At 58.3% G+C, this 16,606-nt stretch carries 10 protein-coding genes; 5 read left to right on the forward strand and 5 right to left on the reverse strand.

The genetic code is table 11. The features are described 5' to 3' along the window. Positions 1-40 precede the first annotated feature (40 nt). From V9K67_RS02725 to V9K67_RS02740, 4 genes are all read left to right on the forward strand, one after another. Entirely contained in the window at positions 41-3,013 is a 2,973-nt protein-coding gene (locus tag V9K67_RS02725; protein ID WP_336719899.1) for a SusC/RagA family TonB-linked outer membrane protein, read from the forward strand. A 33-nt stretch (positions 3,014-3,046) separates the two neighbouring features. Next, positions 3,047-4,603 carry a RagB/SusD family nutrient uptake outer membrane protein gene (locus tag V9K67_RS02730; protein WP_336719900.1) on the forward strand — a complete coding sequence of 519 codons (1,557 nt, stop codon included), beginning with the start codon at positions 3,047-3,049 and terminating at the stop codon, positions 4,601-4,603. A 63-nt stretch (positions 4,604-4,666) separates the two neighbouring features. Beyond that, on the forward strand, positions 4,667-6,151 hold the full coding sequence (locus tag V9K67_RS02735; protein ID WP_336719901.1) for an arabinan endo-1,5-alpha-L-arabinosidase: 1,485 nt from the start codon (positions 4,667-4,669) through the stop codon (positions 6,149-6,151). 174 nt (positions 6,152-6,325) lie between these two features. Continuing rightward, positions 6,326-8,290, forward strand: a complete 1,965-nt coding sequence (locus tag V9K67_RS02740) for an alpha-L-arabinofuranosidase C-terminal domain-containing protein (protein WP_336719902.1) — start codon at positions 6,326-6,328, stop codon at positions 8,288-8,290. 162 nt (positions 8,291-8,452) lie between these two features. On the opposite strand, the gene V9K67_RS02745 is transcribed toward V9K67_RS02740, so the two are convergent. The 3 genes from V9K67_RS02745 to V9K67_RS02755 form a co-directional block, all read right to left on the reverse strand. Then, positions 8,453-9,829 (reverse strand): polysaccharide lyase family 20 protein, encoded by a 1,377-nt coding sequence (locus V9K67_RS02745; RefSeq protein ID WP_336719904.1) that lies wholly within the window; start codon positions 9,827-9,829, stop codon positions 8,453-8,455. 396 nt (positions 9,830-10,225) lie between these two features. After that, entirely contained in the window at positions 10,226-12,619 is a 2,394-nt protein-coding gene (locus tag V9K67_RS02750; protein WP_336719905.1) for a M1 family metallopeptidase, read from the reverse strand. A gap of 127 nt (positions 12,620-12,746) precedes the next feature. After that, the gene (locus V9K67_RS02755; RefSeq protein WP_336719907.1) at positions 12,747-13,319 is read right to left on the reverse strand and encodes a HupE/UreJ family protein; all 573 of its coding nucleotides are present in this window, start codon (positions 13,317-13,319) and stop codon (positions 12,747-12,749) included. A gap of 149 nt (positions 13,320-13,468) precedes the next feature. Here V9K67_RS02755 and V9K67_RS02760 point away from each other — a divergent pair, with 149 nt between their 5' ends. Beyond that, positions 13,469-13,993: a DUF6702 family protein gene (locus V9K67_RS02760; RefSeq protein WP_336719908.1), complete on the forward strand. Its 525-nt coding sequence runs from the start codon at positions 13,469-13,471 to the stop codon at positions 13,991-13,993. A gap of 68 nt (positions 13,994-14,061) precedes the next feature. Here V9K67_RS02760 and V9K67_RS02765 read toward each other — a convergent pair whose 3' ends face one another. Further along, positions 14,062-15,951, reverse strand: a complete 1,890-nt coding sequence (locus V9K67_RS02765; protein ID WP_336719909.1) for an Nramp family divalent metal transporter — start codon at positions 15,949-15,951, stop codon at positions 14,062-14,064. After that, positions 15,914-16,600: a metal-dependent transcriptional regulator gene (locus V9K67_RS02770; RefSeq protein ID WP_336719910.1), complete on the reverse strand. Its 687-nt coding sequence runs from the start codon at positions 16,598-16,600 to the stop codon at positions 15,914-15,916. Before V9K67_RS02770 ends, V9K67_RS02765 begins: the two co-directional genes overlap by 38 nt. Between the last annotated feature and the right edge of the window lie 6 nt (positions 16,601-16,606).

Below are 16,606 nucleotides of genomic sequence, written 5' to 3' on the forward strand. Positions count from 1 at the left end.
TCAGAGCCAGGATGCTTCGGCTCAGCAAGGACCCAAAAGAATGTTTAAAGGAGTCGTCACCAACGATAAAGGCGAGCCGGTTTCCGGCGCTACGGTGGTGATCAGCGGTACCAAAACCGGTACGACTACCGACGAACGGGGCATTTTTTCTATTGAAGCGCCCGAGGGCACAAAAGTTACCTTGACCAGCGTGGGGTTCGAAGCCTATGACCTGGTATTGAAAGGAACGGCGGCCCATACCATTAAATTAGCGCAGGTACCCAGCACCCTGACCGACGTGGTGGTGGTGGGTTATGGCGCGCAACGCAAAAAGGACCTGACCGGCTCCGTAGCCTCCGTCAGCACCCAGGAATTGAAAAAGACCTCCGCCAGCGATGTGGGCCAGATGCTGCAGGGCCGTGTATCGGGGATCAACGTGGCCAGCGACGGCCAGCCCGGCGCCCTTCCTTCCATCCGCATCCGCGGCATTACCACCTTCGGTAACCAGACGCCTTTGTACGTGGTGGACGGGGTGATGCTGTTCAACCCGCCCCGCGATTTCAGCCCCAACGACATCGAGTCCATGCAGGTGCTGAAGGATGGTACGGCTGCCGCCATTTACGGCGCCGCCGCCGCCAACGGCGTGATCATCATCACCACCAAGCAGGGCAAGAAGAACGCGCCTTTACGGGTGGAATACAGCGGTTACCATGGCATCGATAAAGTATGGCAAAAGATCCCGGTAGCCAACCGCGTGGGTTACCAGATGCTGAACAACGAATCGCAGCTGAACGGCGGCCAGACCGTAGCGCCGGCCAACGACCCCAACAATCCCAAATACATCAGTAATGTGGATGTGGACTGGCAGAAGGAAGGGCTGAAAACCGGCAACCGGATGAACCACAACCTGAACCTGTCGGGTGGCGGCGCCAACGTTACCTACAACGCTTCGCTGGACTTCTTCAAGCAGGAAGGCACCTTCAAGGGTAACGGACCGGATTATACCCGCTATACCGGCCGCTTCAACTCCACACAGGAGAAAGGTATTTTCCGCTTTGGGCAGTCGATCAGCTATACGCATTCCAAAGAAAACAACCTTACCTTCCGCACCGACGTGCTGACCGGCGGGCGGCCTCCGCTGATCAATGACCTGGTGATCAACATCCCCACCATGAAGGTATACGATTCCACCATGCCCCAGGGCTACGGCGGTACGCAGTCCGACCTGCAGCGGGCCATCTCGCTGAACGTGGTAGGGGTGAACAACCTGTTTACCAACTTCGTGGAAGTGGACCGCACCTTTGCGGTGGGCTGGGTGGAAGCTCAATTGTTGAAAAGGGGAGGACACAGCCTGAAATACAAGCTGAATGCTTCGTATGACAAAACCATTACCCGGGACTTCCTGTATCAGCCCATCTTCGATCTCGGCTTCTTCTTCAAGCAAGGCATCAGCCGCCTGGACGATAATTCCCGCACCTTCACCAACGGCCTGGTGGACAACACCCTGACCTACGATAAGGTGTTCGGTCGCCATACCGTGAATGCCGTGGTGGGCCACAGCTATATTAAGCATAATGCCCTGACCCGGACCGGCCATTCCGAAAACGTAAATCCCGATTTCCCCGTGCTGCAGAACGGTACCAACCAGTCGGCCTGGGGCGAAATGCAAGAGTATTCCTTTTCCGGCCTGTTCGGACGGGTGAACTACAACTTCGCCGACAAGTACCTGCTCACCGCCAACTTCCGCCGCGACGGATCGTCCCGCTTCGCACCGGCCAACAAGTACGGGAATTTCCCCGGCCTCTCCGCCGGCTGGCGCCTGAGCAAGGAAGAGTTCCTGAACCTGCCCGATTTCATTACCGACCTGAAGCTGCGCGGCGGATGGGGACAATTGGGCAACGCCAATATCGGCAACTACCTGTGGCAGGCCTTCCTGAACCCCAACGTGGTGTATAACTTCAACAGCGTACGGGTAACCGGCGGCCTGCAGACCAACGTAGTAGACCCCACCATTCGCTGGGAGACCAAAACCACTTCCAGTGCCGGCTTCGACGCGACCTTCCTCAACGGCATGTTCGACCTGACGGCGGAATACTACAACAACAAATCCAGCGACGTGCTGGTGCCGGTGAACATCCCCCTGACGGTAGGCTCCATCAACTCGGCCCCGGTAGTAAATGCGGCCTCGCTGAAAAACTCCGGTTTTGAAGTGGTGGCAGGCTACCATAAACGCAAGGGCGCCCTGACCTTCGACGTTTCGGCTAACTTTACCACCCAGAAGAACAAAGTGCTGGCCATCAGCGGCAACACCGACAAGCGGATCGTAGGCGGGTTCATTACCAAGGTAGGCCAGGAAATCGGCCGGCATTACGGCTGGAAAACCGAGGGCATCTTCCAAAGCCAGGAAGAAATCAGCCAGCACGCCTTCCAGAATGCCAATACCGCTCCCGGCGACCTGAAGTTTGCAGACCTGAGCGGTCCCGAAGGCAAGCCCGATAATATCATCGATGCCTATGACCGCACCGACCTGGGAAGTTCCCTGCCCAAGGCCTTCTATGGCTTCAATGTATCGGCCGGCTTCAAAGGGTTCGACTTGACCCTCTTTGCTTCGGGCCGTATCGGCGGGCTGATCAACAGCAACCTGTACCGGTCCCTGATGCACACCACCGACTACATCAACTACCACGAAGACGCCCTGAACCGCTGGACGCCTGCAAACCCGAACAACGAGTTCCCCCGCCTGGTGGCCGGCGATCCCAATGGCAACGGACGCGACTCGGACCGCAAGAATTGGTTGCAGAGCGCCAGCTACCTGCGCTTCAACACCATGTCGCTGGGCTATACCCTGCCCAAGAGCCTTGTCAAAGGCATCTCCAACCTGCGGGTGTATGTAACCGGCCAGAACTTGTACACCTTCCAGGAGTATAAAGGATTTAACCCCGACTTTACCTCCAGCGTATGGGAGCCCGGCTTCGACTTCGGCTCGTATCCCACACCGCGGACCATCATGTTTGGCGTGCAGGCCGGTTTTTAATCCTTGTGTAACCTCAATAAAGCAGTATCAATCATGAAAAAAGTATTCATCTATATAACCCTTGCGCTGGCTGTATCCGGCTGCAAAAAGAAACTGGAATTGCTCAATCCCAATGCGCCGGTGATCGCAACCTACTGGAAGACCGAGGCGGATGCCATGGCAGGCGTAAATGCTATTTACAACGCCCTTATCCTGGACGGTACCTACATGCGGATGTTCCCGGCCCTGACCGACGCCCGCGGCGACGATTTCCAGGGCGACAGTCCCTGGGGCGACCTGCACAACGTGGGTAAATTTACCATCCCCACCACCTCGGGTCCCGTGGAATGGCTGTGGCATGCCCATCACATCCTTATCTTCCGGGCCAACCAGGTGCTGGCGAAAGTGCCGGAAATCCAAATGGACGCGGCCCTGAAAAACCGCGTGCTGGGCCAGGCGCATTTCCTGCGCGGGCTGGCGTATTTCAACCTGGCGAACACCTACAAGATCGTTCCGGTGATCACCACGCCGCCCGCCACCGAGGAGTTCTTCCCCGCCACCGCCTCCGAGGAGGTGCTGTGGAACCAGATCTTTTCCGATTTTAAATCGGCCAAGGACCTGCTGCCAGTTAGCTATGTTGGGCTGAACGGTGTGGATGCCGGCCAGATAGGTCGTGCCACCAAAGGCGCCGCTACCGGCATGTTGGGCAAGGCTTTCCTCTACCGCAAGCGCTGGCAGGATGCCGCCAACGAATTCAACGAATTCACCAACGGCTCGCTCAAGGGCGTGTACAACCTGATGCCCGACTACCGCGACAACTTCAAGGAGATCAATGAAAACAACGTCGAATCCCTCTTTGAAGTGCAGTTTGCCCAGCCCGATAAGGTAGGGGGAACGGTAATGAACTACGGCGGCGAGCCCGGTTCCAACTGGAAGCAGGTAAGCTCCACCGGCCGCACCTATGCCATGGACGGCTACGGCTATGCCGACTTCCTGCCCACCCGCTGGATCTACAACGAGTTCAAGCAGGAAAAGACCACCGACGGCAAAAGCGATCCGCGCCTGCTGGCCACCATTGCCTCCTACGAGCCGGCCGACAATTCCACTACGGTTTACGGCAATCCCTGGCCCCATGCCCAGACCGCGATCTATCCCCGCAAATACACCCACGACGGGCTGGCCTGGCCCGGCAACGACGACCAGGAAAACTCCGGCATCAACTACCGCGTGCTGCGCTATGCCGATATTTTGCTGATGTATGCCGAAGCCCTGAACGAGCTGAATCGCACTGCCGAGGCGTATCCCCTGATCCAGCAGGTGCGCACCCGCGCCAAGCTGGCCAACCTGGCCACCGTTCGTCCCAACATGACCCAGGCGCAGATGCGCGACCAGATCGCCCACGAACGGGCACTGGAGTTCTCCGTGGAAGCGCAGCGCATCAACGACATCATCCGCTGGGGATGGCTGTACGACGCCACCAAGCTGGCCGAACTGAAAGCACACGACCCGGACTTCAATACCTGGACTCCCGGTAACGAATACCTGCCGATCCCCCAGCGCGAACTGGACACCAACCCCAACCTGCTGCCCAACCCGGCCAATAAATCCTAACAACGGAAGCCTGCCGGCAGCCGCCGGCAGGCCTTTTATTTCCCTCCAACTACTCAATTGCGTATGAAAAAAATTACCCGGAATATTGCCCTTTTCTCCGCCGCCCTTTCCCTCGGCCTTTCCTCCTGTAAAAAGGACAATGCGTTTGACGACCTGACGATGCAGGACCCGCCTGCCCTTACCGTTCCCTTCAACATCAACAACATCAACGATACCTACGGACAGTATGCCGCCTTCGAATACAACTACATGTGGGGGCCCTACAACCTGCACGACCCCTCCATCATCCGGGTGGGCGAATGGTTTTACTGCTACAGCACCGATGTGGCCTACGGCGCCGCTGCCAAGGTGGGCATCATGGTGCGCCGGTCGAAGGACCTGGTGGACTGGCAGTTCGTAGGCTGGGCCCTGAACGGCCTGCCCCAAATGGGCGTCCAGTACATCCAAAGCCAGGGCGGCACGCCGGTGCAGGGCCTGTGGGCGCCTTATATCATGAAGGTGGGCAACGAGTTCCGCCTGTATTATTCGCTGGCGCCCACCACGGGCCGCACCAGCGCCATTGGCCTGCTGACATCCACTTCCCCCGAAGGCCCCTGGACGGAAAAAGGCCTGGCCGTGACCTCCATTAATGCCGGTCCCGGCACCAATGCCATCGATCCCTCGGTAGTGGTGACCCCTTCGGGCGAACACTGGATGGTGTACGGCTCTTCCTGGGACGGCCTGTACGAGCTGCAGCTCGACCCCGCCACCGGCTTGGCCAAAACCCCCGGCGACCGCGGCACCCGCAAGGTGAGAAGAGGCATTACCAACGGTACCATCAACGGCAACCTCGAAGGTCCCGAGATCATCTACAATGCCGATACGAAAATGTACTACCTCTTCGTGGCCTACGACTGGCTGTCGACCAAGTACAACGTCCGGGTGTTCCGTTCCACCAGTGCCAACGGTCCCTTCCTCGACTGGAACGGCGTAAACGTGGACAACCAGGCCGACAACGGGCCCATGATCCTGTCGCCCTACAAGTTTGGCGAGCACGGCGGCTGGGCCGGCGTGTCGCACGTATCGGTGTTCCAGGACAACGGCCAGTATTACATGGCCCACCAGGGACGGCCGGGCGTGGACCGCGCCTATATGGTGATGCATGTGCGCAAGATCCACTGGACGCCGGAAGGCTGGCCGATCGTATCGCCCGAGCGCTATGCCAACGTGGCCAACAGCCCGGTTACCCGCGAAGAGATTGCCGGTACCTACGACCAGGTGGTGCATGGCTACTCCGTGGTTCCCGGCTTTGACCGCGAACAAACCAACCCCCAGATGAACCAATCCTTTGTGACGAAGCTGGATGCCGATGGAAAGATCAATGGCGACGCCAACAACACCTGGAGCTACAACGCTCCCTGGCTGGAGCTTCGCTGGGCGGGCGGCCTGTTTGTAGACAAGCTGCACGTGTCGCGGGAGCGGGACTGGGAGAACAAAGTAAAATCCACCGTGGTGATGACCGGCCTGAATGGCGGCGGCCTGGCCATCTGGATGAAGAAGAAACCATAAGCATTTCACAATACAGTGATGACGGCCGAAGGCGTGAAGGCAACAGGCAATAAGCAAATCTGGAAAACATTCAATAAACAATATTCAACACTCAATATTCATGGGGAAAGGCAATTGACCAATGACCATTGCCCAATGATCCTTCACTTTAAAAAACGACGACCAACAATGAACATGAAACGGTTTGCTGTGGCGGCGCTGGCGGCGGGCTCGCTGCTGACGGCTGCGGCACAGGAAAATGTAATTACGGTAAAAGCCAAAGACATCAAGGCGTCCATTCAGCCCACCATGTGGGGGGTGTTCTTCGAGGACATCAACTTCGGCGCCGACGGCGGCATCTATGCCGAGCTGGTAAAGAACCGCTCCTTCGAATTCGCCAAACCCCTGATGGGATGGACCATCCAGCGGAAAAATTTAGTGGAAGGAGAGGTGCTGGTGCTGAACCGCCAGGATAACAACACCGCCAACCCCCGCTTCCTCCGCGTTGTGGGCAAAAACGGCGCAAAGTCGCTGGGCATCACCAACGAAGGTTTTCGCGGCATGGGCATCAAGCAGGGCCTGCGCTACGATTTTTCCGTGATGTACCGCCAGCAAACTCCCGGCGTGAAGCTGCACTTGGAGCTGGTGAATGCCAGCGGCCAGCCGATCGGCGACACGGTGCTGGCACCCACGGCTACGGATAAGGAGTGGCACAAGCAGTCCGCCTCTTTCCATGCCACCGCCTCCGAGCCGAAGGCAAAGCTGAATGTATGGTTCGAAGGTCCGGGCGTTATCGACCTGGACATGATCTCCTTATTCCCCGAAGACACCTGGAAAGGGCGTCCCGGCGGCATGCGGGCCGACATGATCCAGCTGCTGGCCGACATGAAGCCCGGCTTTGTTCGCTTCCCCGGCGGCTGTATCGTGGAAGGCTACGACCTGTCGCAGCGCTACCAGTGGAAGAACACCATCGGCCCCCTGGAGGAGCGCCAGCTGAAGATCAACCGCTGGAACTTTGAGTTCGCCCATCGCCCGGCCCCCGACTACTTCCAGACCTTCGGCCTGGGCTTTTACGAATACTTCCAGCTGTGCGAGGACATCGGCGCCGAGCCGCTGCCCATCCTCAACTGCGGCATGGCCTGCCAGTTCAACACCGCCGAGGTGGTGCCCCTGGACCAGCTCGATCCCTACGTGCAGGATGCCCTCGACCTGGTGGAGTTTGCCAACGGCCCCGCCACCAGCAAGTGGGGTTCGGTACGCGCCAAAATGGGCCATCCCGCTCCCTTTAACCTGAAGATGATGGGTGTGGGCAATGAAAACTGGGGTCCCCAGTACCTCGAGCGCCTGGCCGTATTTACCAAAGCGCTCAAGGACAAATACCCCGATATCCGGCTGGTGAACAGCTCCGGCACCGATCCCGACGGCGAGCGCTTCGACCTGCTCAATACAGAGCTGCGCGCCCGCAAGGCCGACATCATCGACGAACACTACTACCGCCGCCCCGAGTGGTTCCTGGCCAACGCGGGCCGCTATGACAATTACCCGCGCAACGGCTCCAAGGTGTTTGCCGGCGAATACGCCGCCCAGAGCGACAAGACCGTCAGCATCAACAACAAGAACAACTGGCAGACCGCCATCGCCGAAGCCGCTTTCATGACCGGCCTGGAACGCAACGCCGACGTGGTGAACATGGCTTCCTATGCGCCCCTCTTTGCCCATGCCGAAGGCTGGCAGTGGACCCCCGACATGATCTGGGTGGACAACCTGCGTGCTTACGGTACGCCCAACTATTATGTGCAAAAGCTGTATTCCATCCACAAAGGAACCCACGTGGTGCCCATGACGCTGAACGGCCGGGCCATTGCCGGCCAGGACAGCCTGTATGCCACCGCCAGCATCGACAAAAAGACCGGCGAGCTGATCCTGAAACTGGTGAATGCGTCGGATAAGGAAGTGAAAAGGGATATCCTGGTGGAAGGTGCGAAGCTGGCTGCCAAAGGCAAGGTGTTCGTGATGAAGAACGAGCTGAACCAGGTGAACTCGTTTGATACCCCGAAGGCTGTCAGCCCCTCGGAATCGGACATTTCCATCAAAGGAAAGAAAGTGACGGCCGTTGCCGCTCCTTACTCCTTTACCGTCATCCGCGTAAAGATGTCGTAAGCAGCGCGCTGTTTACAGCCCACCTATGACCTGCAATACCCCCGGCAGAAGCGCTCCTGGCGTTCTGTTCCGGGGGTATTTTTATAAACAATAAGGCAGCTTCGGGAGAAGCTGCCTCTGGGTTGTTTTCATCAATAAGCGCGTTAGCGTTGGTGTATTTATTTATTTCACCAGGGTGAAGGTGGCGCTGATGGTCGATCCCTGCACGGCGCCCAGCTTGGATTTGGTACCGGCGTAGGGCGTGGCTTTGATGGTGTATGTGCCCGGGGCGGCCTTCCACTCGAAATAGTCGCCGTCGCGGTCGTCGCCGAACAGGGCGTAGGGTTCGCGGTGGTCGAAGCGGGTCTTGTTCAGGGCGCCGCTCATTTCGAATTTGATCACTCCCGGCGTGCCGTTGATGGTGTTGGCGCGGATGTTCAGCTTTTTGCTTCCCAGCTTCTTCAGGCTGATGGTGGCGCCCGGCGTAATGGTCATGAGGTCCTTGTTGTCGTCGGCATCGATGAGGGTGTAGCTCACCACCTGCTGCGTATGCGTCACCGGCGTTTCGGGTTCATTGTCGGTGATCACGTTGGTGGTATCACCGGAAGGAATGGAACCGGTGGTATCTTCCGTCACGGGCGGGTTGATGACCGTATTGGTTCCCGACATCATATCCGCCAGGGTGGCTTTGGCATTACCTACACGTACGTTATCGAAGTACAGGACACGCGAGTTGCGGTTGGAGGTACCGTTCAGGAAAGAAGCTTTGTACAGGCCGATCTTCCATTTGGGAACCTTCAGGTGGCTGTTGCGGCCCTTGATCTCGTGGATCTTTACCCCATCACGCCATACTTCGATCAACCCATCGGAGCCGGTGGAGTGGATGAAGTGGAACACGAACTGGTGCCATTGGTCTTTAGAAATGTCTTTGAAGCCCGACACTGAGCCGGTGGTCACGCTGCTGCCGTTGAGGGAAGAGCCGAACAGGTCGTACTTCTTCAGGGCAACGGAGCCGGCGGGAGGCGTTACTTCCAAGAAGGCTTTGTCGCTCTGGCAGCGGATGGTGGTCTCATCGGAACCATCCTCGAACCACTGGTTGATGCAATCTCTTTCGTTATCGGCCTCAAAGCCTTGTGCGGGGAAGTAGATGGCAAAGGAGTACCAGGCTTCCTTGCCGAAGCCGGGCCATTCGGAACCGCGGATAACCGTTACTTCGGAGCGGATCTTGGAAGAGGAGCCTACTTTAGGCTGGTCCTTGCGGATCTCGAAGCGTACGGACTTGCCGCCTTCGAAGGCCAGGCCGGGGAAGGTATAGGAATAGTTGGTGGGGGCAACTTCGGGGTTGCCGCCAAAAGAAACGAAGGGGCTGGAACCTTCCATGGTCTCGTCTACGAAGAGGGCGGAATTCGAAGGTTGGGCAGCTGTGGCTACGGTATTGGCTTCGTGCTGCAGCGAAGGTTCCTGGCTGTAATTTTTCGAGCAGGAAAGCAGGGCGGAAACGCAGAGGGCGGAAAGGCAGATAGTTTTGGTTGCGGTCAGCATCGTTCTTAAGTTATTCATGATCTTGTCCAAAGGTTTTTCGTTAGTGGCGCCGGGCGCCAGAAAATGATTGGGGTCTTCAGGGGGTGCGGGCTTCCGTGGTATGCACGGAAAAGAGTAACGAAAACAGGTAAGGAACAGGGGATTTCAGGGGGTGGAGGATCGGACCGAAAGGCTGTCTGTGTTTGACAAGTCAAAGCTAACACCCTTAAAAGGGCTTCGGTTGCCTGTTTCGGTGAATGGGGGCTAGTTGGGGGGTAAATGCCCGTTAGTGCCCGTTAAGTGTTTATTGATGAGCTTGATATGAATGATAAAATTTTTAATGATCCGGGGCGGGGCGGCAAAATAAAACCCCGGTCTCGCCTGTGCGAAACCGGGGTGGTACAGGAGTGCGTTTCTCCAGTGATACAATAGTTGTTAAAAGCCGTTTTTGCCGGTGGCCTTTTGCATCGGGCTGATGCCCTGCGGCTGCTGGCGGCGGCTGGCGTCCCGCTTCGCCTTAAAAATCTGGAAGCGCGTTGGCTCGGAAGGCACATCGCCCCAGGAGTTGTTGCTTTCGTCGATGTCGGCGGTTTCCCGCATCGGGTCGAGGCGGATAGCGGCAACCTTCTTGTCTTTCATGAAAAACTTGACCACGTTCTTTTCGTTGTGCCGCCAGATCTGGGCCGGTATGCGCTCCACCTCCTTGGTGCTGTCGGTGTACGTCCATTGAATGATCAGCGGCATCACCAGGCCGCCCTTATTGGTGAAATAGAGCTGGTAGAGGTGCTTGCCTTCGAATTTGGCACGGGTGGCCTCGTCCAGCGTTTGGTAGGGCGAGGGCAGGGTAACGCGGATCAGCGAGGAGTCGTAAGGCGCCAGGCCGCGGTCGTAGCGCCAGTAAAAATCACGCAGGCTGGTATCGGCATCGGTCAGGAACTTAATGGAGGGGTCCTGGCGGTTCCGCACTTTCGAAAGATCATCATAGGCGGGGAGCTGCGGCTTCAGTACGCGGCCCACCACGGCGGAATCGCGGATCTCGTCGGGGCGGATGGCGCGGGCCTGCAGGTATTTTACCGAATCCAGCGAAATGTCGCAGGCGTCGGTGCCGTAAAACCAGCCGCGCCAGAACCAGTCCAGGTCCTCGGCGCTGGCATCTTCCATGGTGCGGAAGAAGTCGGCCGGCGTGGGGTGCTTGAAGGCCCAGCGGCGCGCATATTCCTTAAAGGCATAATCAAACAGCTCGCGGCCCATGATGGTCTCCCGCAGGATGTTCAGCCCCGTGGCCGGCTTGGAGTAGGCGTTGGGACCGAAGCTGATGATGTTTTCCGAGTTGGTCATGATCGGCTCCAGCTGGTCTTTCGGCAGCTTCATATAGTCGGTAATGGCCCAGGCCGGTCCCCGGCGGGCGGGAAACTTGTTGTCGAACAGCTCGCAGGTGAGGTAATCGCAAAAGGAGTTCAGGCCTTCGTCCATCCACGACCACTGGCGTTCGTCGCTGTTGACGATCATGGGAAAGAAGTTGTGGCCTACTTCGTGGATGATCACGCCCAGCATGCCGTACTTGGTGGCCTCGGTATAGGTGCCGTCGGGGGCCGTACGTCCGTGGTTGAAGCAGATCATGGGGTATTCCATGCCGTTGGCGGCTTCCACGCTTTGCGCCACCGGATAAGGGTAGGGGATGGTAAATTTCGAATAGGTTTTGATGGTATGGGCCACGGCCTTGGTGGAGAAGCGGCGGTACAGGGGATAGGCCTCCTTGCCGTAAAAGCTCATACACATTACCTTCTTGCCTTCCACCAGGGCGGGCATGGCGTCCCACACGAACTTGCGCGAGGACGTCCAGGCGAAGTCGCGGACGTTGCTGGCCGAGAAGATCCAGGTTTTGGTGGCGCTGCTGCGGTCCTTTTCCGCGGCCACGGCTTCGTCGAGGGTGACGATCTCCAGAGGCTCGCTGCCTTCCTGGGCTTTCTGCCAGCGGGCGTACTGGGTGGGCGTCAGCACCTGCTTGTAGTTCTGGCACTCGCCGGTGGAACCCACGATGTGGTCGGCGGGCACCGTCATCTGCACGCGGAAGTTGCCGAAGGCCAGGGCGAACTCGCCCCGGTTGGTGAACTGGTGGTTCTGCCAGCCCTGGAAGTCGCTGTACACGCACAGGCGGGGGTACCATTGCGAAACGGTGAACAGGTAGTTGTCATCTGCGGGGAAATATTCCATGCCGCCGCGGCCGCCGCGCAGGGTGCGGTCCACCATCTTGTAGTTCCAGTCGATCTTAAAGGCGAATTTTTTCCCCGGTTTCAGGGGGGCGGGCAGGTCGATGCGCATCATGGTGCGGTTGACCGTGTAGGGCAGGGGCGCGCCGGAGGCCGTGGTGACTTTGCTGATGTTGATGCCATAGGGATTGCCGGTACGGGCTTCCTCCGCAAATTCCAGCTGCTGCACGTCCAGTTGCGGGGGGACGGCGGAGTTCATCTGGTAGTTGGCGTTCCGGTTGGCGCTGTGCTGGTTTTCGTCCAGCTGCAGCCACAGGTAGGTCAGCACATCGGGCGAGTTGTTGAAATAGGTCACCAGCTCGCTGCCCGTCAGGCGCTGTTCCTTTTCGTCTAGGGAGGCCTGGATGTCGTAGTCGCAACGTTGTTGCCAGTAGCGGGGACCCGGGGCCCCGCTGGCGGTGCGGTATTCGTTGGGGGTAGGCAACAGGGTGCCCAGCTGCTCGAACCGGTTGGCATGGTTCGAGCCGGGGTTGTTTTGCAGGGTCTGTCCCCTGAGCAGTCCGGCAAACAGCAGGCTGCAGGCAAGAGAAAGTTGCTTTAGGAAACGGAGTTTGTTCATGCTGTGAAACTAAGCGATAAAGTGAAAAAAAAGCTAAAGAGTTAACGGAACAGGACGGCCCTGACCGGAGGCTGCTGGCCAAAAGAATATATTTCCCTTACTCTTTTTCTCTTTTCCCTCTTTATCCCTAGATCCTGGTAACGGCCATTTCCAGGGCCAGGCTGAAGACGCCTGCGGAAATGAACAGCACCCATTCGCGCCGCTGGATGCGCAGGCGGTGGATAAAGACGTACGAAAGAAAAAGCGCCACGCCGACGATCACGATCTGGCCCAGCTCCAGGCCCAGGTTAAAGCCCAAAAGGGCCCATCCCAGTTTCTGGTCGGCTGCCAGGATAAAGCGAAGCGTGTTGGCAAATCCCAGTCCGTGCACGAGGCCGAAGAGCAGCGCCATGCCGTATTGCTGCCGTGCCGCCACGGTAGACGTGCTTTTGCGGAAAAGGTTGCTCACTGCCGTAATCACAATGGTGCAGGGGATCACGAATTCCACCCATTTCGCAGGGAGCTCCACCAGGTTCAGCGTGCTCAGGGCAAGGGTCAGGGAATGGCCGATGGTAAAGGCCGTTACCAGCACCAGCACTTGCTTCCAGTCCTTCGGCAGGTAAATGGCCGTCAGCACAATAATGAACAGGATATGGTCCAGGGCCCCGGGCGTCATGATATGCTCCCATCCGAGGGCGAGGTAAAAGCCAAAGTCGGTCATAACCACTTAAAGTTTACAAGTTTACGGGTTTACGAGTTTACGAGTTCCCGGACCGCCGGCCATCCCAGTCCATCCTGTTTTCGGCCTTTTAACGCTTTGCGCGCCAAAATAAACCCCACTTTTGCATTTTGGGAGAACGAACTATGTCAATGGCATCTATCCTTTACCAGTGGTTACTGGCCCTGTCCCTTTCTTTCGGGGGGCCGGCAGCGCCGGCCAGAATTGTGGGCACAGAAGTCCTGCATCCCTTTTATGTAGGGGTTATCGAGATCAACCATAACAGCCGGGAAAAAGCCCTCGAGATCACCTGCAAGCTCTTTGCGGAAGATATAGAAGCGATCCTGGAAAAGAATTCCCGCGCCAAAGTGGACCTGTCCACTCCAGGCCCGCAGACCGACCGCCTGGTGCACGATTACATCAGCCACCACCTGCTGCTGGCCGTAGACGGCAAAAGGGCCAGCCTGGCCTTCGTGGGATTTGAAAAGCAGGGCGAATCGGTTTACTGCTACCTCCAGGCGCCGGCCGCCGCCCCTCCTAAAAAGCTCTCTCTCACCAACACCCTCCTCCACGATTTTACCAACAAGCAGGTAAACATTATGCACGTCACGGTCTTCGGTAAGCGGCAAAGTCTGAAGCTGGATTATCCTTCCAGGGAGGCGGCGTTCGAATTTTAAAAGTTTACGAGTTGCTGGCGCCCGTAAGGAACTTGTAAACCCGTAAACTTGTAAACTCGTAAACTTCCTCAGACGCTCACAATCAACACCGGAATCTTCAACTGGTGGCGAACGTCGTCGATGGTGGTGCCGTACAGCCAGTCCTTGAGGCCTTTGTGGCCGTGGGCGCCGATCACCAGCAGGTCGGCGTTCGCTTCTTTTACCAGGCGCACGATCTCGCGGGTGCGGCTCTGGAAGCCCAGGCGGCTTTCGGCATGGATGCCCTGTTGTTTGAGGTAATAGAGGTATTCGTCCAGCTTTTCCTGGTCGCGGCGCGTTTCCAGGTCGTCGCTTTCCGTGCCCAGCACCTGGGCCGACACGCTTTCCACGATATGGATCAGGAACATGGAACCGCCCGACTGGCACTGCCCGATGGCATGGGAGATCAGCTGGTAGTCGTGGCGGCTGAAGTCCAGCGCCACGGCAATGCGGTTGTAGGCGGGGCGGGGCAGGCTGCTGCGCTCCACTTCCTGGGCGGCATGGATCTCCACCGAGGCCGGCACGGCCCTTCTTTTCACCAAGGGATAGATGATCGAGCAGAGCAACAGGGCGATGAAGCCGGCGCAACCGGCAAGGATGATGATTTTCCACAGCAGGTTGTCGCTGGTGGCGAAATAGTCGGCCATCTGTCCGAACACCATGCGCAGGTTGAGGTATACCAGTACGGCCGTGATCAGCCAGGCCAGGGCTTGGGTGGCGGGCTTGATGGTAAAGGCGCCCATGGTCTTGCGGTCGCTGACGAAGTGGATGAGGGGGATGACGGCAAAGCCCAGTTGCAGGCTCAGGATCACCTGGCTCAGCACCAGCAGGCTGTCGATGTCTTTTTCGCCCTTGATGGCAATGACCAGCACTGCCGGCACGATGGCCAGCAGGCGCGTCAGCAGCCGCCGCAGCAGGGGATTGATGCGCAGGCGCAGGTAGCCTTCCATGACGATCTGCCCCGCCAGGGTGCCGGTGACGGTGGAGCTCTGGCCGGCGGCGATCAGCGCCACGGCAAAGAGCACCGGCGCCAGTTGGGAGCCCAGGAGCGGTGCCAGCAGCTCGTGGGCGGTGCGGATCTCCGCCACGTCGGTGCGGCCGGTCTTAAAAAAGACCGTGGCCGCCAGCACCAGGATGGCGGCATTTACCAGGAACGCCAGGTTCAGGGCTACGGCGCTGTCGATGAAATTGAGCTTCAGGGCCCGCCGGATGCCTTCGGGGTCGCGTTTGATCTTGCGGGTCTGCACCAGGGCCGAATGCAGGTACAGGTTGTGCGGCATGACGGTGGCCCCGATGATGCCGATGGCGATGTAAAGGGCGGTTTCATTGGGCAGGGTGGGGATAAAGCCCAGGGCCACCTCGCCCAGGCGGGGGCGGGCCAGGATGATCTCCACCAGGAAGGAAAGGCCGATGATGGCCACCAGCGTGATGATGAAGGCTTCCATTTTGCGCATGCCCAGGCGCTGCAGCGCCAGCAGCAGGAAGGTGTCCAAAACGGTGATCAGCACCGCCCATAGCAGGGGGATGCCGGTAAGCAGCTGGATGCCGATGGCCATCCCCAGCACTTCGGCCAGGTCGGTGGCGGCAATGGCTATTTCGGCCAGCAGGTACAAAAAGAAGTTGATGCCCCGGGGGTAGGTTTCGCGGTTGGCCTGGGCCAGGTCGCGGCCCCGCACAATGCCCAGGCGGGCCGAAAGGGACTGCAGCAGCAGGGCCATCAGGTTGCTCATGAGCAGCACCCATACCAGGGCGTAGCCGAACTGGCTGCCGCCGGCCAGGTCGGTGGCCCAGTTGCCGGGATCCATATAGCCCACGCTCACCAGGTAGGCGGGACCGAAAAAGGCCAGCACCCGCCGCCACCCGGGCTTCGAGGTGCTGGTAGTGTCCACCGACTGGTGCACTTCACTCAGCGATGCGTCCGTGTTTGTTCTGAAGTTCATGGTGTACAAAAATGTTTTTGGCCAGCTGTTCGCTGATGGTCGTCAGCGTGTCGCCGGCCTTTATTTCCAGGGAATGGTCAAAGGCAAACTGTTGGGTTACTTCCAGCACCGTGCCGATACCGATCTGTTTATGGTGCAGCAGGTCGAGCATTTCGGCCGACTGGTTGCTGACGCGGCGCACTTGGGCGGGTTGGTGGTGCGGCAGCTCCGTCAGCGGCGCTTCGGGCTGGGGGCAGATCTTTCCCCGGCTGTCGGGGATGGGGTCGCCGTGCGGGTCGAAGCGGGGATAGCCCAGGAACTCATCGAGCTTGTCGATCAGCTTTTGGTTGTGGATATGTTCCAGTTCTTCCGCCACCTCGTGCACCTCGTCCCAGCTGAATTTGAGCTTTTCCGCCAGGAAATACTCCCAAAGTCGGTGACGCCGGATGATGTTCAGGGCAATTTTTTTCCCTTCGGCGCTCAGGTAAAAGCCGTGATAGGGTTTGTAATGCAGCAGTTTTTTGGCATTCAGCTTCTTCATCATGTCGGTGACCGAAGCCGGCTTCGTCCGCAGCTTTTCCGCCACCGCGCTGGTGCATACCGTTTCGCTTTCCAGCTGCAGGTGGAAGATCGCTTTGAGGTAATTTTCTTCGCTTTGGGAGCAGTTCAAGGCGTG

The sequence above is a fragment of the Huijunlia imazamoxiresistens genome (assembly GCF_037132455.1).
GTDB classification, from domain to species: domain Bacteria; phylum Bacteroidota; class Bacteroidia; order Chitinophagales; family Chitinophagaceae; genus Flavisolibacter; species Flavisolibacter imazamoxiresistens.